General features: G+C 42.4%; 18 protein-coding genes and 2 other annotated features. Of the genes, 15 read left to right on the top strand and 3 right to left on the bottom strand.

All coding sequences use genetic code 11. The features are described 5' to 3' along the window. Window positions 1-82: 82 nt before the first annotated feature. The 4 genes from ACH0BF_RS16170 to thrB all read left to right on the top strand — a co-directional run bounded on the left by ACH0BF_RS16170 (window position 83) and on the right by thrB (window position 4,998). Entirely contained in the window at window positions 83-1,258 is a 1,176-nt protein-coding gene (locus ACH0BF_RS16170; RefSeq protein WP_340854285.1) for a hypothetical protein, read from the top strand. Window positions 1,259-1,748: 490 nt separating this feature from the next. After that, window positions 1,749-3,053 (top strand): homoserine dehydrogenase, encoded by a 1,305-nt coding sequence (locus tag ACH0BF_RS16165; RefSeq protein ID WP_120031014.1) that lies wholly within the window; start codon window positions 1,749-1,751, stop codon window positions 3,051-3,053. Next, the gene (gene thrC / locus ACH0BF_RS16160) at window positions 3,050-4,111 is read left to right on the top strand and encodes a threonine synthase (protein WP_406909683.1); all 1,062 of its coding nucleotides are present in this window, start codon (window positions 3,050-3,052) and stop codon (window positions 4,109-4,111) included. The genes ACH0BF_RS16165 and thrC overlap by 4 nt, the downstream gene beginning before the upstream one ends. Further along, window positions 4,108-4,998, top strand: coding sequence for a homoserine kinase (thrB, locus tag ACH0BF_RS16155; protein WP_340854284.1), 891 nt, complete (start codon window positions 4,108-4,110; stop codon window positions 4,996-4,998). Before thrC ends, thrB begins: the two co-directional genes overlap by 4 nt. 154 nt (window positions 4,999-5,152) lie before the next feature. On the opposite strand, the gene ACH0BF_RS16150 is transcribed toward thrB, so the two are convergent. Then, complete coding sequence (locus ACH0BF_RS16150; RefSeq protein WP_120031020.1) at window positions 5,153-5,383, bottom strand: hypothetical protein; 231 nt, start codon at window positions 5,381-5,383, stop codon at window positions 5,153-5,155. Window positions 5,384-5,501: 118 nt separating this feature from the next. After that, window positions 5,502-6,047 carry a DUF1697 domain-containing protein gene (locus tag ACH0BF_RS16145; RefSeq protein ID WP_340854283.1) on the bottom strand — a complete coding sequence of 182 codons (546 nt, stop codon included), beginning with the start codon at window positions 6,045-6,047 and terminating at the stop codon, window positions 5,502-5,504. A 900-nt stretch (window positions 6,048-6,947) separates the two neighbouring features. Between ACH0BF_RS16145 and ACH0BF_RS16140 the strand changes: the two genes are divergently transcribed. Beyond that, window positions 6,948-7,226 carry a YhdT family protein gene (locus ACH0BF_RS16140; RefSeq protein ID WP_340854281.1) on the top strand — a complete coding sequence of 93 codons (279 nt, stop codon included), beginning with the start codon at window positions 6,948-6,950 and terminating at the stop codon, window positions 7,224-7,226. After that, window positions 7,223-8,659 carry a sodium/pantothenate symporter gene (panF, locus tag ACH0BF_RS16135; protein ID WP_120031026.1) on the top strand — a complete coding sequence of 479 codons (1,437 nt, stop codon included), beginning with the start codon at window positions 7,223-7,225 and terminating at the stop codon, window positions 8,657-8,659. Before ACH0BF_RS16140 ends, panF begins: the two co-directional genes overlap by 4 nt. On the opposite strand, the gene ACH0BF_RS16130 is transcribed toward panF, so the two are convergent. Then, entirely contained in the window at window positions 8,656-9,873 is a 1,218-nt protein-coding gene (locus tag ACH0BF_RS16130) for an EAL and HDOD domain-containing protein (RefSeq protein ID WP_406909682.1), read from the bottom strand. The genes panF and ACH0BF_RS16130 overlap by 4 nt on opposite strands. A gap of 222 nt (window positions 9,874-10,095) precedes the next feature. Then, window positions 10,096-10,345 (top strand) — a binding site (T-box leader). A gap of 34 nt (window positions 10,346-10,379) precedes the next feature. Continuing rightward, window positions 10,380-10,608, top strand: a binding site (T-box leader). On the opposite strand from ACH0BF_RS16130, the gene trpE reads away from it, so the two are divergent. The 9 genes from trpE to ACH0BF_RS16085 all read left to right on the top strand — a co-directional run bounded on the left by trpE (window position 10,574) and on the right by ACH0BF_RS16085 (window position 20,114). Beyond that, window positions 10,574-12,073: an anthranilate synthase component I gene (trpE, locus tag ACH0BF_RS16125; RefSeq protein ID WP_406909681.1), complete on the top strand. Its 1,500-nt coding sequence runs from the start codon at window positions 10,574-10,576 to the stop codon at window positions 12,071-12,073. It overlaps the preceding feature by 35 nt. Then, entirely contained in the window at window positions 12,073-13,686 is a 1,614-nt protein-coding gene (locus ACH0BF_RS16120) for a bifunctional anthranilate synthase component II/anthranilate phosphoribosyltransferase (RefSeq protein WP_340854277.1), read from the top strand. The genes trpE and ACH0BF_RS16120 overlap by 1 nt, the downstream gene beginning before the upstream one ends. Further along, window positions 13,683-14,462 carry an indole-3-glycerol phosphate synthase TrpC gene (gene trpC / locus ACH0BF_RS16115; protein WP_340854276.1) on the top strand — a complete coding sequence of 260 codons (780 nt, stop codon included), beginning with the start codon at window positions 13,683-13,685 and terminating at the stop codon, window positions 14,460-14,462. Before ACH0BF_RS16120 ends, trpC begins: the two co-directional genes overlap by 4 nt. Window positions 14,463-14,472: 10 nt before the next feature. Further along, window positions 14,473-15,108 (top strand): phosphoribosylanthranilate isomerase, encoded by a 636-nt coding sequence (locus ACH0BF_RS16110; RefSeq protein ID WP_406909680.1) that lies wholly within the window; start codon window positions 14,473-14,475, stop codon window positions 15,106-15,108. Beyond that, entirely contained in the window at window positions 15,083-16,288 is a 1,206-nt protein-coding gene (trpB, locus tag ACH0BF_RS16105) for a tryptophan synthase subunit beta (RefSeq protein ID WP_406909679.1), read from the top strand. Before ACH0BF_RS16110 ends, trpB begins: the two co-directional genes overlap by 26 nt. Next, window positions 16,281-17,066 carry a tryptophan synthase subunit alpha gene (gene trpA / locus ACH0BF_RS16100; protein WP_406909678.1) on the top strand — a complete coding sequence of 262 codons (786 nt, stop codon included), beginning with the start codon at window positions 16,281-16,283 and terminating at the stop codon, window positions 17,064-17,066. The genes trpB and trpA overlap by 8 nt, the downstream gene beginning before the upstream one ends. Before the next feature lie 737 nt (window positions 17,067-17,803). Continuing rightward, entirely contained in the window at window positions 17,804-18,352 is a 549-nt protein-coding gene (locus ACH0BF_RS16095; RefSeq protein ID WP_406909677.1) for a short-chain dehydrogenase, read from the top strand. A 61-nt stretch (window positions 18,353-18,413) separates the two neighbouring features. Then, window positions 18,414-18,740, top strand: a complete 327-nt coding sequence (locus ACH0BF_RS16090; RefSeq protein ID WP_340854271.1) for a hypothetical protein — start codon at window positions 18,414-18,416, stop codon at window positions 18,738-18,740. 294 nt (window positions 18,741-19,034) lie between these two features. Next, window positions 19,035-20,114, top strand: coding sequence for a DsrE/DsrF/DrsH-like family protein (locus ACH0BF_RS16085; RefSeq protein ID WP_340854270.1), 1,080 nt, complete (start codon window positions 19,035-19,037; stop codon window positions 20,112-20,114). The last annotated feature ends 3 nt before the right edge of the window (window positions 20,115-20,117 follow it).

The raw sequence follows: 20,117 nt of genomic DNA, 5'->3' as shown, positions 1-20,117 counted from the left end.
ATCGGTTTCATTTCTAAGTTCTCAGCCGTGCGCATAGGATGAATCATAGGCAGAGAAGAATTTAACATTAGGAGAATACGTTATGCCAACTGGAATCATAGAATTATTAATATCTAGGCCTAATACAGCGATAGTAACTAAATCAGGGGATGATTCTAAAGGTTCAATTGGAGGGTCTCCCTTCAAGACGATTAACGGAGCGATAGCAGCCATAAATGCATTAGGTGCTACAGGAATAACGATTCTTGTATTTCCAGGAATGTATGACGAGAAAATAGTGATGCCTCCAGGGAATTCATTAAGGGGTCTCAGTTTATCAACTGTAACGATTCGCCAACAAAATGTAACGGCAAACTCAACCTTAGTAACTATGGGTGAAAATACAAGAGTAGAAGACGTCAGTTTGCTGTTAACTTCCTCCAACCACGTTTCCCTAGTCGGGATCGCTTTTCCTGGAACTACCTCGCAGACCGCTAAATTGCGAACAACGTCCCTAACAGTGGATAACTCTGCTGCTTCAACCACCGGTACATCGAATGTTTATGGAGTTCACTCTTATGGCACAGGAAATCCCTTGGATTATGTAGATGCTGTCAGGTCGTCAGTAGTAGTAGTGAGATCAGCGGGTCTCGGCACAAAACGAGCATTGCTAGTAAACACAACTGCCCATCGGTTTAATTGCCGTGACAATAATTTTTTAGTGACAAGCGCAGGAGGGGGCGGTTCATATATAGGTGCGGAAGTCAATCAAATAGGAGCACAACTGGTAATACGGGCATCAACCGTTCAAGGGGTGACAGCTGATATTTCTCAAACAGCGGGAACGCTCACTGTGGGTACGACAAATCTGTTTAATTCCAATGCTAATAATTTAAATTTCTCTGCTGTCTTACAGCCTTCTACTGTGATTTGGGGAGATCCAGGCAGCTTGCCTAAAGGAGCTACCCGATTTTATCGTCCGGGAACAGCTGCTGTTTCAAGTACGGAAATCTTTATCCGGCTAAGCCAAAAGTGTCTTTTAAAATCATTAAGTATCCGGTCGTTAACCGGGCCGGGAGCTGGCAATACAGATATTTGGACCGTTCGGAGAAATGGTGTTGATACGCTTCTTGCCGTTTCATTAACAGGTACACAAACTGCGAATATCAATAATGCGGCATCCGTTTCTTTCCAGGCAGGGGACAGTCTTTCATTAAAAGTAACGACAAGTGCCGCAACCACTGTGACAGACACCGTTATTCAAGTGGATGTTTTTTAGGCAGCAAACAAAGAACATAAAAATTTGAAAATCGAAGTTGTATCTATTTAACAACCGTTGGATAGGAATAGCGTTTTCTATGTATAAACGGTTTTTCAAATATACACAACAATATAAGGATAACGAGACGGCAGGCGAAAGTTTTTAAAGTGATAAGCAGGTAAAGAAGCCGGAAAACCAATTGGTTGCCGGTCTTCTCTTTTTATAGATGAACGATTTACTCCAATCAGACCTATGACACACAACACGGGTTTTTTATGAGAAGCGACCGCAGGGATAGGCTATTTACAATAGTTAAAGAGGATAAAAAGGGCAAAACGGCTTTGACTAAATAAAGTTGAAAGATAGGGGAATATTTTATAAAATTTAGAAAAGCGAAAAGAATTTTATTTTAGTAGCATAATAGGTTGTAATCAGGAAAGGAAGCATATATAATGTCTACTATATAAAAACAAATGTACACTAGAAAAGAACACGGGAGTGAGGAATTGTGAGAGACAACGTAAAAGTAGGTTTATTAGGGTTAGGCACAGTCGGTACAGGGGTTGTAAAGATGATTCAAAATCATCAGGAGCAGCTCATTCATCAAGTAGGATGCCCAGTATCAATTAAAAAAGTACTAGTGAAGAATCCAGACAAAGTTCGGGATGTCGAACTCGATAGCAGCCTCCTCACTACAGATCCGTACGATGTAATTAATGATTCAGAAATCGATGTGATTGTTGAAGTCATCGGTGGAATTGAAGAAACACGCCAGTACATAATTGATGCCTTAAATTTGAAAAAGCAGGTCGTTACTGCTAACAAAGACTTAATCGCTCTTCATGGCTCAGAATTGCAGAAAATCGCTGTGGAAAATGGCTGCGATTTATTCTATGAAGCAAGTGTAGCCGGTGGCATTCCAATCATTAAAGGATTGGCGGATGGTCTGGCTTCTGATAAAATCCAAAAGATGATGGGGATTGTGAACGGAACCACAAACTATATTTTAACGAAGATGACGAAAGACGGTCTTTCTTATGAAACGGCTTTGAAAGATGCCCAAGACTTAGGGTTTGCGGAAGCCGATCCAACATCTGACGTGGAAGGTTTGGATGCAGCACGCAAAATGGCGATTCTCGCCCGCCTCGCTTTCTCTATGGATATTGAGCTGGATGATGTATCCGTAAGCGGCATTTCAAGCGTAACGAAAGACGATTTGAAATATGGCAATATGCTCGGTTACACAATGAAGCTGATCGGCTACGCTGAACAGGAAAATGATCGGGCGGAAGTAAGTGTTCAACCAACATTCTTAGAAAACAATCATCCGCTTGCTTCTGTTCATGACGAATATAACGCTGTTTATGTGTATGGGGAATCCGTCGGTGAAACAATGTTCTACGGTCCGGGAGCGGGAAGCTTACCGACTGCTACTTCTATTGTAAGTGATGTTTTAGCGGTTGTTAAAAATATGCGTCTCGGCGTAAATGGCCGCAGCGTGCTGACACCGCAATTTGACCGTCAATTAAAAGAGGCGGATGAATGTTTCGCTAAATACTTTATCCGTTTACACGTTCGTGATGAAGTAGGTGCTTTTTCCGAACTGACAAAATTATTCTCTAGTCATTCGATTAGCTTCGAAAAAATTCTTCAGTTGCCGCTTGAAGAAGAAGGAGTAGCGGAAATTGTGATTGTTACTCATAAAGCTTCGATGGAAAACTACCAAAATGTATTAACACAAGTAAAAGACCTAGGTGTAGTCAAAGGTGTGGAAAGCTTCTACCGGGTTGAAGGAGAGGGAACAACAAGATGAAATGGGAAGGCTTAATTAAACAATACAAGGAATTTTTGCCGGTAACAGAACAAACACCGGAACTGTCTTTAATGGAAGGGAACACACCGTTGATTCCGCTCCACAACTTGTCTAAAAAGCTTGATATTGATCTTCATGTAAAAACAGAGGGAACTAATCCAACTGGTTCTTTTAAAGACCGCGGCATGGTTATGGCTGTAGCAAAAGCGAAAGAAGAAGGCAGCAACACGGTAATCTGTGCTTCTACCGGCAACACGTCAGCTGCGGCGGCGGCTTATGCAGCCCGTGCGGGAATGCGTGCGATTATCGTTATCCCTGAAGGCAAAATCGCCATGGGAAAACTAGCTCAGGCGATGATGTACGGTGCTGAAATCGTTTCAATCGAAGGAAACTTTGATGATGCGTTAAAAATGGTCCGCAATATTAGCGAGCATTCACCAATTACGCTTGTTAACTCAGTTAACCCATACCGAATTGAAGGCCAAAAGACAGCTGCTTTCGAAATTTGTGATCAGCTTGGCAAAGCGCCGGACGTTTTAGCTATTCCTGTAGGAAATGCCGGTAATATTACAGCTTACTGGAAAGGGTTTAAAGAATATAACGAAAAATTTGGCACAGGTCTTCCAAAAATGCACGGTTTTGAAGCGGAAGGAGCAGCAGCGATCGTGAAAAACATGGTGATCGAACAGCCGGAAACAGTGGCTACAGCGATCCGCATCGGGAATCCGGCAAGCTGGGATAAAGCAGTTGCCGCAAGAGATGAATCTGGCGGTAAAATCGACCTCGTAACAGACGAGGAAATCCTCGCAGCCTTTGAATTAATCACAAAAGAAGAGGGGATTTTTGCAGAGCCGGCTTCTTGTGCATCCATTGCTGGTATTATTAAACATCGTAAATCTGGTGAAATTCCAGTTGGTGCTACGGTTGCGGCTGTCTTAACAGGAAACGGCTTGAAAGATCCACAAACAGCGATTGACCAAATTGCGAAAAAGCCAGTTGTTCTGCCAAATGAAGAAAAAGCTGTGTTTGATTTTATCCAAGGAGTGGTTCGTGCATGAGTACGCCGGTAACAATGAAAGTACCGGCCAGCACGGCCAACCTCGGGCCGGGGTTTGATTCCCTCGGCCTTGCCTTAAATTTATATTTAACACTGGAGATTACACCAGCCTCTGAATGGCACTTTGAACACCGTTCACCGGCGCTTGCCGGTTTGCCAAATGATAAGACTCATCTTGTATATCAGGCGGCCGAGAAAACGGCGAATGCCTATGGTGGCACTTTACCGCCTTTGCACATCGTGATGGACAGTGAAATTCCGCTTGCCCGCGGACTTGGCAGCAGCGCAGCAGCTATTGCGGCCGGCATTGAACTGGCAGATCGGTATGCGAATTTGCAGCTGTCTGATCAGGAAAAGCTAAAGATCGGCAATCAAATGGAGGGGCATCCTGATAATATTGGAGCTTCTTTGTTTGGCGGCATGGTCGCAGGCGTTTCATTCGGCGAAGAAGCTGATATTGTGCAGCTTCCTGTTCCTGATGTAGATGTGGTCGTTCTCATTCCATCTTATGAAGTGAAGACGAGTGATGCACGAAGCGTTCTTCCAGAAAGCTTTACAAGACAAAAAGCGGTAGAAGCGAGCGCGGTGGCCAATGTCCTGCTTGCGGCGTTATCTGCTGGCAATTATGAGCTTGTTGGCAAGCTCATGGAGAAAGATCAATTTCATGAGCCTTATCGGTTGCAGTTGATTAAGGAATTGCCGGAAGCGAGAAAGCTTGCACATGAAGCAGGGGCGTATGCCACGGTTATTAGCGGAGCAGGCCCGACAATTTTAACATTTGCGCCAAAAGGAACAGCATCTGATATCCTGTCGGTGTTCCGTGATCAGTTCACGGATTGTGAGGTTAAGCAGCTTGATTTTCATACAGGTCAAATCCAGTATACATAAAGCATAGCTTAACGGACTAAATCCCCCGATCGCAGAGAGGAAAACCACTCTGCAATCAGGGGATTTTTGTGTACAAGCGATTTTATACAGATTGTGCCGGTCTGTTATCAAGAGTAACAATTGATTCTTTTGGAAAATAGCATCTTGGCTAAAATTAAGCGCTAAAAAGCCAAGAAGCTGAGAACACGCATCCTACAAGCAGCCGGGCAACAGAGAAAAAAGAGCCGCCGGCTGCATCGACCACAAAGCCAATGGACAGTGGCGCTGCGAATCCAGCGAGCTGCCCGCCAACAGATTTAGGGAAGCGTTTTAACGTAAGTGCATGGATAAGAAGAGTAATCGTCGTTAAGAAGAATGGCAAAATGGATTGATAAATAATAAACACGATTCCACTTTTTAGCAATCAAGTCGTTTGAAAATCTAAGCTTTATTCAAATCTTATTGAAGCTCTCTCACTCTGATCAAAACGATAAAAATCAATTGTATAATCATCATCAGAAGAACTAACTGTTTTGAGCTTGCATCAGTTCATATATCTTACGGGCAGTGTTGACATTTCTTACCGTAATTTGTTTGTATATCTTTGATCCGATGATCTTTGTCTTTCCACTTTTGGTTACATTTTTCTTGTCAACCGACCATAGAATCGCGCCGGGGACATATTTCACTGTGTCGATATTTGGTTTAATAACCAGCTTCTCAAGTACCGATTCATCATCGATTTCATCCCATAAAAACATGACATCACTCGTCATGTTTTTATCATTTTTCCATGTGTCAGGAATAGCGTTCATAATTCCTCTGACATCATCGACACTACGAACTACTACTTTAATTTGTAATTGGAAATCATTATAGATTGCTTCTTCCAAAATACGTGATAGTTCAGTTTTTGATAGGCTATTGTGTGAAAAAATAATGTTACCTGTATTGATGTATGTCACTACGTCATTCATCCCGACGTGCTCAAATGTTTGTTTAAGCAGCTTCATGTCAATTTTATTCTTTCCACCCACATTAATCCCCCGCAGAAGAGCAATATAAACCATAACCATCATCCTTTTCACTTTTTATATAAATCTATTACAGTCTTAGTCACTTTTTATTCTCCGCTAATTGCTTCGATTCCTTTTTCTTAATCGCCCTGTTCTTTAATTAAATGGTTCTATTTATACTTGAGCGTTGATTTTCATTGCAGGGGCGGTCCGTGAGCCTCGACGTCGTATGTACTTCTACGGGGCTCACAAGGACTCTCTTTTCCGTTACGATCAACAATAGAAAAAACAACCTTTAGCTTTAACAGAGCCTATTAAAAAATTGGTATGAATACATCAAATCGGGCAATATTTCCGGGGGATGAGTATTTTACCGCCGTTATGTTGAAAAACTCGTACGTTTAATGAAAAATTGTTCACTTAATGAACACATACTCGAAGAGACAGTAGTCTAAACAGGCAGGACATTTTGTCGGTGTGAAGAATATACCCTATACAAATGTGTACGTACGACTCCATAGAAAAAAACTCAATTGCCCATACTGTAACTATATGCCGTGAATGTTTGGGAAGTGATTAAATCACATTCTGCTGTAATTTAGATGGTGTTCTGCTTGAATAAGGCAAGGGAAACTTTTAGTTGTACGGGTTTTCCTCTATTCCCATTCAGTTGTTTTCCTCTATTCCCATTCAGTTATCGATCATAATATTTAAAATAGCCTAAATAATAAAGAAAGATGGTTGACAATAAATGTGAATCGGTTATAATTGAAATTGAAATTCATTCTCATTACCCCCTCTTTTAATGAGACTGAAGCATTGCTGATATGTGTGAGAAGGCAGTACGTTTAACGTGCTGTCTTTTCTTTTTTATGAAACGGATTGCATCTGCTGGGCTCGTATCGTAATGTTATAAGAGGCTGCTAAGCTCCTGTTAAAGAAAGGAAGGGAAACATGAATAAAAAGGTACAGGAGGATTCCCGTTTCAAAATAGCTAAAAAAGAAGCGTGGATAGGAATCTTGTTAGTCGTTTTTAATTTTATTTGGTGGTACGGTTTTGCATATGGTCTTGGCAGTGGTCCAGCTGAAAATTACAGCTTCATCTTCGGACTTCCAGCTTGGTTTTTTTTCAGCTGTGTAGTAGGCCTTATTGTAATGATTTTTCTCGTAGCCTTTACAGTAAAATACTTCTTTAAAGAAGTACCGTTTGATGAAGAAGGTGAGAAGCGATGAATATGTCGGTAATTTGGCCGCTTGTTGTGTTTCTTGTACTGATTTTTTTAGTTGGGATTTATGCCTCAAGGCATGTGCAAAGTTCGTCCTCATTTATTCAGGAATATTTTTTAGGCAGCCGCGAGCTGGGGGGATTTATTCTTGCCATGACGATGGCGGCGACGTATGGGAGTGCCTCCAGTTTTTTGAGTGGTCCTGGAGCCGCTTATAATTATGGGCTTTCCTGGGTGCTGCTGGCGATGAGCCAGGTGGCTACCGGGTATTTTGTTTTGATGATTCTTGGAAAGAAGTTTGCTATCATGGCGAGAAGGTATCAGGCCGTAACCCTTGTGGACTTTTTATTTGCCCGTTATAAAAGTCAGCTTGTTGTTATATTGGCCGCACTCAGCATTATTATTTTCTTATTTTCTGCTATGGTGGCCCAATGGATTGGCGGAGCACGGCTTGTAGAGTCACTTACTGGTCTTTCCTATACTACCGCCTTAATAATTTTCGCAGCCTCTGTCTTAATTTATGTGGTAATTGGCGGATTTCGTGCAGTAGCAATTACTGATATGGTTCAGGGCCTTATTATGGTTGCTGGTACAGTGATTTTATTTGTGGCTGCTTTGAAGGCCGGTGGAGGCATGGAGAAGATTATGATGACTCTCGGAGCAGAAAATCCCAATCTATTAAGCCCCTATGGAAATGATCGCAGTCTAACACCGCTTTATGTTTCATCTTTTTGGGTGTTGGTCGGCATCGGTGTTGTTGGCTTGCCACAAGTAGCTGTCAGAGCAATGAGTTATAAAGACGCCAAGGCCATGCACCGTGCGCTGATTATCGGCACCATCGTGGTAGGGGTGATTATGCTCGGCATGCACTTGATTGGAGTGATGGCGCGCGCAATTATTCCTGGTGTGACAATAGGCGATAAGGTAATGCCTGAACTGGCAATGACCATAATGCCGGACTGGCTGGCCGGCATTGTTCTTGCGGCCCCGATGGCGGCGATTATGTCTACGGTAGATTCTTTGCTTCTGCTCGTATCAAGTGCGGTTGTAAAAGATTTATATTTGCACTTTATTAATAAAGAGGCAGAAGAAAAGAAAGTGAAAAAGCTAAGCTTTATTGTGACGACGATTATTGGAGTGGTTGTTTTTATCGTTGCTCTACAGCCTCCTGATTTAATTATCTGGCTCAATTTATTTTCATTCGGCGGTCTTGAAGCTGTATTTATCTGGCCGGTTGTTTTAGGCTTGTACTGGCAGCGGGCAAACGGAGCAGGAGCAGCATCCGCAATGATTACAGGTATGGTCTCCTATATTCTTTTTAATACGTTTTATCCCAATGCATTTGGGATGCATACAGTGGTTTTGCCCATTTTGTTATCACTTGTCACATTTATAGCGGTCTCTTTATTGAGCGGACGTTCCAATTGGAAGCAGGCCTAGATATAATCTAGGCCTGCTTCTGTTTTTATAATCATGTCAGCCCATTGGAATGCGTCTTGATAACAGGCCAATAATACCCGTTCCTCCATTTGCATTTCATGGCTGATTTCACTGACAGCTGTCCAATGTCCTCTCTCCATTTCCACTATCAAATGAAGCAGCTGAAAAAGTGTCCCGTCTTCAAAGAGAAGGGCTTCTTTTATTTTTTCATCAACCGGCAAATCTTGAAGGAGCACTTCTATTGGCTTATGGATGAAAACATCAATCATCGAGAGCATGCCTAAGAGAAAAAACAGAGATGAAGGTTCATCGTGAAGGTAGCATAAGGCAAGTAATTCTAACGTTTTTGCCCGCACCAAAGAAACACGGATGACCTCCTCTGAACACATCGAATCAGACGAGCTGAACATCATCACAAACAGCCACTTTTTTAATTCATCAAGACCAATAAGCATAATGGCTTGATGAATCGTTTTTATTTTTTTTCTTTGAATAAAAACAGTCCGGTTGAGCAGCTTTAATAACTTGTAGGAAAGAGACAAGTCTGCTTCAATAAGTTTGGCTATTTTATAAACGTTAGGTTCGGAACTCATGACTTCATGCAAAATAACAAAGTAGCGTCCTGAAAACTGGGGAATGGATTTAGCGCTGATAATTGTAGGCTCAGCAAAGAAGAATCCTTCATCCAGCGCTTCTTGTAAATGTTCCCTTGTTTCTACTTTTTCTGCGAGCCATATAAGAGGAAGGCCAGCCATGTCCCGTTTCATTTTGCCTCTCTCAGCTTTGGTCGTATTAAGAAAATCTACCTTGATAATATCCGCATATTGTATCAGTTCCTTATTTTCGTCTCTTAAAAGGAAGTCATCAAGAGCGAGAGTATAGCCTTTTGCCTTTAATTCCTTGCAAGCAGCCTTTATTCCGGCAGTTGTTTCTATTTCTTCTAATAGCTCAATGACAATTTTTTCTGCCGGCAAAATTTCAGGAAAATGCTGCAAAAGCAAATTTTCTGTGAAGTTGATATATACTTGTTTTCCTCTGGAAAGCTTATCGAGTCCAATGTTTAAGAGACTGTTCGCTAATACTTCGATCGTTGCTTCATCACCGTTTATTGACGTTCCAGGATGTTTGCCGTCACTGTCGCGATAGAGCAGCTCGTAAGCAACTGTTTGTTCTTTTCGATTAAAAATTGGTTGCCTGGCTACATGCACAGTCATTGATCTCACCCCATCTATTACTACTTTGTTCATAACCTATAGGTAAAAAGATATAATCATTAGGAAGATTTGTCTATAAATACCTATAAAAATTTGGAAAATCTATTTTTAACAAAGTGAGACGACCATCAGGCTTATAAAAATAAAAAAATTCAAACAAAGGGTTGACTTTTTATATAAAATTAGAATATGATGTATTACAACAAAACAAAGAACGACTTATAACAAGTGTTGACGAAGAAGAGTAGCTTTAATGAATGCTTCAGAGAGCTGATGGTTGGTGCAAATCAGTGCAAACATTTTAGTGAATGGCCTTCCGAGCTTCCGTACCGAACTCCTTTCGATAGTAGGCTGCGGCGAACGTCTTATCGTTACAAAAGACAGGCATTCAAGCAATAAGCTTCGATGCTCTCAGAGTGGACTGCACGAACCGCAGTCAATAAAGGTGGCACCACGGCTCCCCGTCCTTTGCGATAGGGGGCTTTTTGTGTTTTTTAAATTTATAGGTAAATTCATTGACGAAGAAGAGTAAGTTTGTGACGCGCGCAACAGAGAGCCGGGAAGGTGAGAGCCGGTGCCGCATATCAGGCTGAATGGACTTCGGAGAGGCAGCAGGAAATGGCTGCCCGGCTTCCACCGTTACCAGGACCCAGACGGGATCAATATTCCGTCTGGACGAAGAGGAAGCTTTAGAGCTTCAATGCGAGGTGGCACCGCGGTTAATCCGTCCTCCGCAGCAGTGATCTATTCACTTGCTGCGGAGGACTTTTTTATTTTTATTAAACGCTCAAGAGGTGAAAGAGAGATGAAAACAACAGAAAAAATGAATTATAAATTGAAGGAAATGGAAGGCGATATGCTGACACCGATTATGCTTTATCATCAAATGCAGGGAGAAAAGAAATTTCTGCTTGAAAGCTCTTATAAGCATGAACAAAGCGGGCGGTATTCTTTTCTTGGAATGAATCCAGCAGCCGAATATAAAGCGGCTGGCCAGGAGACAGAACGAATCAATCACCGCACTGGAGTGAGAGATTCGTCTTTCGGCCATAGTCTCCACCAGTTAAAAGAAATGCTATATAACAGAGAGACAACTGAACAGCCTTTTCCTTTCTTTGGGGGCGGGATTGGGTATATCGGGTACGATGTTATGTTTTTAGATGAGCATATCGGTGAATCGCTAGAAGACGAACTGGAAATGCCGGATGTTCACTTCATGTTTTACGATACATTTATCATTTATGACCACTTGTTGCAGAAAGTAACACTTGCCGCAGTTGATCTGTTTGGTGACCGGTCAGAAGAGGAGCTGGAAGAAACGTTACTGAATTTGGAAAATTGCGTAAACGGCGCGAGCCAGCCAAAGCAGACGGAAGTGCTAGATCATCTTTCATTTGCTGGCAATGTGGATAAAGAGCAATTCAGCCAACTGGTTGAAACAGCCAAACAGCACATTATTCGCGGAGACATTTTCCAGGTAGTCCTTTCCCAGCGACTGAAGGCAGCATTCGAGGGCAATCCGTTTTCGCTATACCGGCGTTTACGAACATCCAATCCTTCGCCTTATATGTTTTATATTGATTTTAATGAATATACGGTATTAGGGGCTTCGCCTGAGAGCCTTATACGGATTAATGGTCGGGAAGTTACAACCAACCCAATAGCCGGTACAAGGCCACGAGGAGTAAATGAAGAGGAAGATACAGCGCTAGAACGGGAACTGCTTAATGATGAAAAGGAAATAGCTGAACATCGAATGTTGGTAGATTTAAGCCGTAATGACCTTGGTCGGGTATGTAAAATTGGGAGCGTTCATTTATCTAAATATCAGAAGATTGAAAAATATAAGCATGTCATGCATATTGTCTCGGAAGTAACAGGAGAACTAAAGGAGGAAATTCATCCCCTTGAAGCGCTGTCAGCTTGCCTGCCTGCCGGAACAGTATCGGGTGCGCCAAAAATCCGGGCGATGCAAATTATTAATGACTTAGAGTCAACGAAGCGAGGCTTGTACGCCGGAGCAGTCGGCTATATCTCATCAAATGGTGATCTCGATTTTGCCCTTGCTATTCGGACGATGATTGTGAAAGGCAACCAAGCCTATGTTCAGGCAGGAGCCGGTATCGTGTATGATTCCATTCCGGAAAAAGAATATGAAGAAACAATGCATAAAGCAAAAGCATTGCTGGAGGTAAAATAATGATCCTACTCATTGATAACTACGATTCCTTTACGTATAACTTGTATCAGCAAATCGGTTCTTTAGGAAAAAATGTACGGGTCATCCGCAATGATGAAATGACACTCGCAGAGATTGAAGCCCTTGAACCGGAAGCTATCGTATTATCACCCGGTCCCGGCACACCGGAGGAAGCGGGCATTTGTATCGACGTGGTTCGCAGCTTCTTTCACCGGATTCCGATCCTTGGCATTTGCCTGGGGCACCAGGCGATTGCGGCCGCATTCGGGGCGAAAATCAAGCCCGCAAAAACGATTAAGCACGGAAAAATCTCACTCATTAAGCATGACGGCAAAGGGATGTTTCAGGCACTAGCTGGCCCAGTTCCTGTCATGCGGTATCATTCGCTTTCTGTTGATCAAGAGTCGCTTCCAGAAAAGCTGGAGGTACTCGCCACATCTGCGGACGATGAAGAAATTATGGCGCTTCGCCATCGAGAGTACCCCGTGTACGGGTTGCAATTTCATCCTGAATCCATCGGAACAAAAGCAGGAACGGATATGATTCAGCAATTTTTCCGTCAGTACCGAAAGGAGAAGAACATGAAACAATACTTACTGAAATTGTCCGATCACCAGTCACTGCAGGAAATAGAAATGGAGGCGGCCATTGAAGAAATCCTGCAGGAGGATGCAACAGACAGCGAAATTGCCGCTTTCCTCGTTGCTTTAAAGGCAAAAGGGGAAACGGTGGAAGAGATTGCTGCGCTTGTGAATGTGTTGAGACAAAATGCACTTGGTATAGGGAAGCAACTGCCGGGCGTAATGGACAATTGCGGAACCGGTGGAGATGGCTCGCAAAGCTTTAATATCAGCACGACATCGGCTTTTGTATTAGCAGGTGCGGGAGTAAAAGTAGCGAAGCATGGCAACCGCAGCGTATCGAGCAAAACAGGCAGCGCTGATGTATTAGAGCATCTCGGCATTTCTCTTGATTACTTAGAAGGGGAAACAGATGAGCTTCTGGAAGAGAACGGCATCGCCTTTTTATTCGCGCCCCACGTTCATCCGAGATTAAAAAAGATTATGAAAGTCCGCCGGGATTTAAAAATTCCAACGGTGTTTAACTTAATCGGTCCATTAACAAATCCGGTTCACCTTGATACCCAACTGCTCGGTATTTATCGCCGGGATATGCTGGAGATGATGGCCAACGTGCTGAATCGTCTTGGAAGAAAGCGAGCGGTTGTGCTAAATGGAGCAGGTTTTATGGATGAAGCTTCTTTAGCAGGGGAAAATCATTTGATTTTACTTGAATCAGGGGAGACGAAAAAAATGATCGTCACACCAGAAGAAGTTGGACTCCCTGTCTATGGTCTAGAGGCGATCCGCGGCGGCGAAGCAAAAGAAAATGCCGAAATTTTAAAAAGCATTCTGGAAGGGGAAAAAGGAGCAAGACGCGATACCGTTCTCTTAAATGCCGGCATTGGCTTGTTCGCTAATGGCAAAGCAAAAACCATTCAAGAAGGCATCGAGCTAGCGAGAGAAAGCATTGATTCAGGTGCAGCCTTATCAAAATTACAGTATTTAATTGACTATTCAAAACATCGGCAGAAAGTGAGGATCCCAGTATGAATGCAACCATTTTAGATAAAATTCTGGCTAAGAAACAGGAGGAAGTAGAGCGATTGAAGCAGACTTTCCAGGTGAGTATACCAAAAGAGAAACAGGAAAAACGATCTTTATATACCCGTTTTTATGAATCTAAAAAAATGAACATTATTTCTGAGATTAAAAGGGCCTCCCCTTCTAAAGGAGATATTCATCCAGACGTTGATCCTGTTCGGCAGGCAAAAGAATATGAACAAAGCGGTGCCGATGCTATTTCTGTCTTAACAGACGAACCTTTTTTTAAAGGCACGATGAGCGATTTGGAAGCAGTGCGCCAGAACGTGACGGTCCCAGTCTTATGCAAGGATTTTATGATTGATTCTATCCAGATTGACCGGGCAAAAGCAGCGGGTGCGGATATTATTTTACTGATTGCAGCCGCTCTTCAGCAAGACCAGCTGGCAAGTCTCTATTCATATGCTAAGGAGCAGGAGCTCGATGTATTGCTTGAAGTTCACAATGAAGAAGAGATGGAGCGGGCTCTTCTCATTGATGCCGATGTCATTGGTATTAACAATCGTGATTTAAAAAGCTTCGTGGTCGATCTGGGAGTGACTGAGCGGCTATTGCAGTCTTATTGGCATCCTGAAAAGGTGTTTATTGCCGAAAGCGGCATCCGCACAGCTGCTGATGTAGAAAGAGTCAAAGCGGCTGGAGCCAAAGGCATTTTAGTCGGAGAAACCTTTATGAAGAGCGGGAATATCGGTAAAACGTTCCGTGAATTGAAAATCAGCCTGTGAGGTGACGAGCATGAAAGTGAAAATATGCGGCATTCGGGACGTAGAGACCGCTCTGTACGCCAAACAAATCGGAACCGATGCACTTGGCTTTGTGTTTGCCAAAAGCAAGCGGCAGCTGTCAGCTGAACAGGCGAAAGACATTGCTGCTGGTCTGGGGAAAGGTCCGTTAAAAGTCGGGGTCTTCGTGAATGAGGAATTAGAGAAAATAGAATCCATTGCCGATCAGGCTTCACTCGATGTGATTCAGCTCCATGGTGATGAACCGCCTGAGTTTGCGAAAAGTCTGCGATTACCGGTGATTAAAGCATTCAGCTTTGAAAAAGGGGCGAAACTTTCAGATATACTGAGCTATCCAGCAGACTTTATTTTGCTTGATAGTCCGGCCGGCCCTTACCGGGGCGGCAACGGGACATCTTTTGACTGGACGCTTTTAGAAAAAGAATCTTTTGATCGTTCCCGTCTGATTTTAGCTGGGGGACTAAACATGGAAAATGTAGAAGAAGCGATTGGAACGGTCCGTCCGTTTGCCGTAGATGTCTCAAGTGGAGTGGAAACAGACGGAGTAAAAGATCGGGAAAAAATAAAACAGTTTATTCAAACAGTGAAGGGAGTAACGAAAGATGACTACATATGTACAACCAGATGAGCGAGGGCACTTCGGACCATTTGGCGGCCGTTATGTACCGGAAACATTAATGCAGGCGGTTCTTGAATTGGAGGAAGCTTATCAGGAAGCAATGCAAGATCCTGCATTTTTACAGGAGCTCAATGACTATTTAACAGATTACATTGGCCGGGAAAACCCGCTTTATTTTGCCCGGAATTTAACCGAAAAGCTGGGCGGGGCGAAAATTTATTTAAAACGAGAAGATTTAAATCATACCGGCGCCCACAAAATTAACAATACGATCGGGCAGGCGCTGTTAGCGGTGCGCATGGGGAAAAAGAAAGTCGTCGCAGAAACAGGTGCCGGTCAGCACGGCGTGGCAACAGCGACGGTGAGCGCATTGCTGAATTTAGAATGCGTCATTTTTATGGGAGAAGAAGATATTCGCCGTCAAAAGCTGAATGTATTCCGGATGGAGCTGTTAGGGGCGAAGGTGGTCAGTGTGACCCAGGGAAGCGGCACGTTGAAAGATGCGGTCAATGAAGCGTTGCGCTACTGGGTAGCTAATGTGGAGGACACTCACTATATTATGGGGTCTGTTCTTGGACCGCATCCGTTCCCGCAGATCGTTCGTGATTTTCAAAGTGTCATTGGCAAGGAAACGAAAGAGCAGATGTTGGAAAAAGAAGGAAAGCTTCCAGATGCAGTTGTGGCTTGTGTGGGCGGTGGCAGCAACGCAATGGGCATGTTTTATCCGTTTATTAATGATGAAGGTGTAAAGATGTATGGGGTAGAAGCTGCCGGAAATGGTGTGGATACGGAAGAGCATGCTGCTTCGCTGACGAAAGGAAAGGTCGGCGTCCTGCACGGCAGTAAAATGTACCTTCTCCAAGATGAGGCCGGCCAAATCCAAGAGGCGCACTCTATCTCAGCGGGGCTGGATTACCCAGGTGTCGGACCGGAACACAGCCTGTTAAAAGAAATCGGCCGGGTCGAATACACATCGATAACTGATGAAGAAGCACTGGAAGGGTTCAAGCTGCTGACGCAAACAGAAGGGATTATTCCAGCACTGGAAAGCTCGCATGCGATCGCCTATGCTGCGAAGCTCGCAAAAAAGATGGAGAAAGACGAATGTATCGCTGTTTGTTTATCTGGCAGAGGGGACAAAGATGTAGAAGCCATTCAAGCAAGATTAGGAGGTAAAGAACATGAGTAAATTCAAGCTAGAAAAAGCTTTTCAAACCGTACAAGAAAAAGACCATAAAGCCTTTATTTCTTATATTATGGCTGGGGACGGCGGACTCGATGCTTTGAAGGACCAGCTTCTTTATTTACAGGAAGCGGGTGTTACCGCGGCAGAAATCGGCATTCCTTTTTCTGATCCGGTCGCCGACGGCCCTGTTATTCAGGAAGCTGGAAAGCGGGCGTTAGCACATGAGGTAACGTTGAAGAGGGTGTTGGAGTATTTAACCATTCATCAAGATTCTTTTACGATCCCAATCATTTTGATGACGTATTTGAACCCAGTCTTTCAATACGGGGCTGAAGCGTTTGCTGAAGATAGCCGCAAAGCAGGGGTATCCGGTGTGATCATTCCCGATATGCCAATTGAAGAAGAAGGAGAAGTAAGTGAAGCGCTGAAGCAGAAGGATCTTGCGTTAATCCGTTTAGCTACCTTGACGAGTCCTGAAGACAGGATCGCTAAAATTGCAGATGGAGCGGAGGGCTTTATTTATGCAGTAACAGTAAAGGGAACAACAGGTGTCCGCGCAAGCTACCAGGATGATGTCGCCTCTTATTTGCAGCGTATTAAATCAAAAAGCGCGGTTCCCGTACTAGCCGGATTCGGCGTATCTTCAAAAGAACAAGCAGAGGAACTTGGCCAGTATTGTGATGGGGTCATTGTCGGCAGTAAAATCGTTGAATTGTTCCATGAAGGAAAAAAAGAGGAAATCAAACAATTGATTCCTCACGCTACGGTTAAAGTGAATTAATGAAGAGAAGTATTCTACTAATGTAGAGAAATGATAGGGAATCGAGTGTGAGACTTTAACGGTTTCACACTCGATTCTTGTTGTAATACGACATGTTTTTAGCAGTTTAAAATAAATTTATTTCTCATCTTAAAATCTAATAAAGAGATTTAAAGCGGTCATTATCGAAAAAAGTCGAATTTAAGCAAAAAGACCCCTTTCAAATTCCTCGTGAATTTCAAGTTATTGTCATGTTATAGTAAATCTAGAAGTAAAAATTATATTATTTTGAGAATTTAGAGACTGTTCTTAGTCATCCTCTCACTGTAATAGAAGGGAGGTACCACAAGATATGTCATCAAACCATACAGCAACCATGTTAAAAACCCTGAAGGAATACCATAATTGTGAAATATCATTAACTTTTACAAGTAATAGTGGCACACCTCTATTATTCGTAAGCTACCAGAACAATAGCTACCAAATAACATATCTTACAAACCTCATGATTGAAACTTATGAAACCATTGAATCTACAATTTCAGCTGTTGATAAAGCTATGCAATCTGATTTATGAGAAACCTCTGATTTTAATTAGGGGTTTTTATTTTGCAATCTACAGCATTTATTCGATTCTTTTGCCGATAGCCGCGCTACAATAAAGCATGAGTTGATCAGTAAAGGGATAGTTAGAACAGGAAATTTAAGAACAATGAACATTCCATATAAAATTTAGTTTTACGTAAGGGAGGGAAAGAATGAAGCACGTATTAGTAGTAGGTGGAACGGGGATGCTTGCAGGAGTATCACTTTGGCTATTAGATAACGGCTATCATGTATCCATCCTCGCAAGAAATGCTGGGCGCATGAAATCATTAATAGAAAGAACCGGTTTAAAAAGCTGTGTAACACCTATACTAGTTGATTATCACAATGAATATGAATTAAGAAAGAAAGTAAAGGCAACCATTAAGCAAAACGGAGATATCGATATGGTAGTCGCTTGGATCCACTCGACTGCTGAACGTGCACTTGAGCTTATAGTAAAAGAGGTTTCTGCCAATGAGAATAAATGGGAACTATTTCATATTTTAGGCAGCAGTTCGGATGCGGATAAAATCAAGAGAAAGCGTCCTTTAGCTGATAGTTACTTTTATCATCAAGTTCAATTAGGTTTTATCGATGAAGGCAGTCATCCAAGATGGTTAACAAATGAGGAGATTTCTAAAGGTGTAATTGAAGCTGTTAAGAAGAAAGAAAAACTACTAACCATTGGTCAAATTGAGCCTTGGGAAAGACGGCCTTGACAAAGTGAGACTGCTTTTATGGTAGAATATGTATATCAAAAGATAGAATGGTGGAGATTCTATGTATACATACGATTCATTTGAAACTATGGGAGCATTCACTTTATTGCGGCCTGTCTTTATTACTTTAATTGTGGCAATGTTGTTTCTATTTCTTATCGCGCTGCTTCCTTCTTTAAGAAGAAAGGTTCATCATTTATTCGTGGTGGGGGGATCGGTCGTTTTAGTCATTGTATCTGCCCAACTGTTATATTATGACGCAATTATCGTTGATGAGCTCGGTTTAGGGGGAGATGAAATAACGACCTATCTGTTCTTGATAATTGTTATCTTTAGCGTGATGAATTCTATCATCTTTTATGTTAGGCAGAAACGCTCAGAACGATGATAAACGAGTCTTGTACGATCCTAATATGTAATAAAAGGAGACGGATTAGGAAAAAGCTTAGGACCATAATAATCCCTAAGCTTTTTAAATGTTATGTAGTGTGCTTTCACATGAGAATGACAAAAGATAAACTGCTTATCTTGCGTAATGTTTTTCCGCTCACTTTTTGAAATATACCTATAAGGGTATTTGACAATGAGATTATTTTATAATAAAATGCAATTATACAGTGACTGGATATTTTTTTATCTGAAAATATACCCCCATGTGTATATGTAGAAGGAGGAAATAAAATTGAGTAAAACAGTAGAGGTAAAAGAAATTGATCATCTAGTAAAGGAAGGTGCTTTACTGATTGACGTTCGTGAGGAATCGGAGAGGTTAATGGGCTATATAGAAGGAAGTAAAAATATTCCGCTCGGAGAACTATCCAAGCATTTGGGCGAACTGCCTAAGAATCAGCCTGTCTATATTTCCTGCCAATCCGGAAAGCGTGGAGAAACAGCTGTTCAGTTATTATTGGAGAATGGATTTGATGCTTATAATGTAGCGGGCGGATATCGTGCTTATGCTGAATATCTTCAATCTACGGGTAATGAGAAAGAAGAGAAGATAGAGGGGACACAAATAAAACCAGATAAGGAATTGAATTGCTCAGGGTTACAATGTCCAGGGCCGATTAGCCAAGTGTTCCAAGCAATGAATCAAATGAAAGATGGAGAAGTACTAGAAGTAAAGGTAACTGATCCAGGATTTATTGCTGATGCCAAAGCATGGTGTGCGAATACAGGAAACACGTTTATCGGCAGTGAAACAACAGGGAAAACAACGGTTGCCTACATGCGCAAAGGAGCAGCGGGAAAACCTGAAGCTTCTGTACAAGCAGGAGAAGAAAAGACTAATAAAGGAGCGACTCTCGTTGTATTTAACCAGGATTTAGATAAAGCGATTGCTTCCTTTATTATTGCAACAGGCGCAGCCGCTATGGGAAAGAAGGTCACGATGTTCTTCACATTCTGGGGATTGAACATTCTGCGCCGTGATGAAGAAATTCCTCAGGATGGAAAAGATTTTATGGAAAAAATGTTTACGAAAATGATGCCAGCGGGTCCTAAGCATTTGCCTATTTCTAACATGAATATGGGTGGCATGGGCGCAAAAATGATTCGTCAAGTGATGGAAAAGAAAAACGTAGACAGCTTGGAAACACTAATGGAAAATGCGATGAACATGGGAGTTCGCATCGTTGCTTGTGCAATGAGCATGGATGTTATGGGCATCCGTAAAGAGGAATTGATCGATGGGGTAGAAATTGGCGGGGTAGCTACCTATCTTGGTCAGGCCGAGAATGCTAATGTGAATTTATTCATTTAAAAA

Origin of the sequence: Pseudobacillus sp. 179-B 2D1 NHS (genome assembly GCF_045370945.1) — a bacterium.
Taxonomy (GTDB): domain Bacteria; phylum Bacillota; class Bacilli; order Bacillales; family Domibacillaceae; genus Pseudobacillus.
Note: the sequence above shows the minus strand (reverse complement) of the source record. Positions and strands in the feature narration are given on the sequence as shown.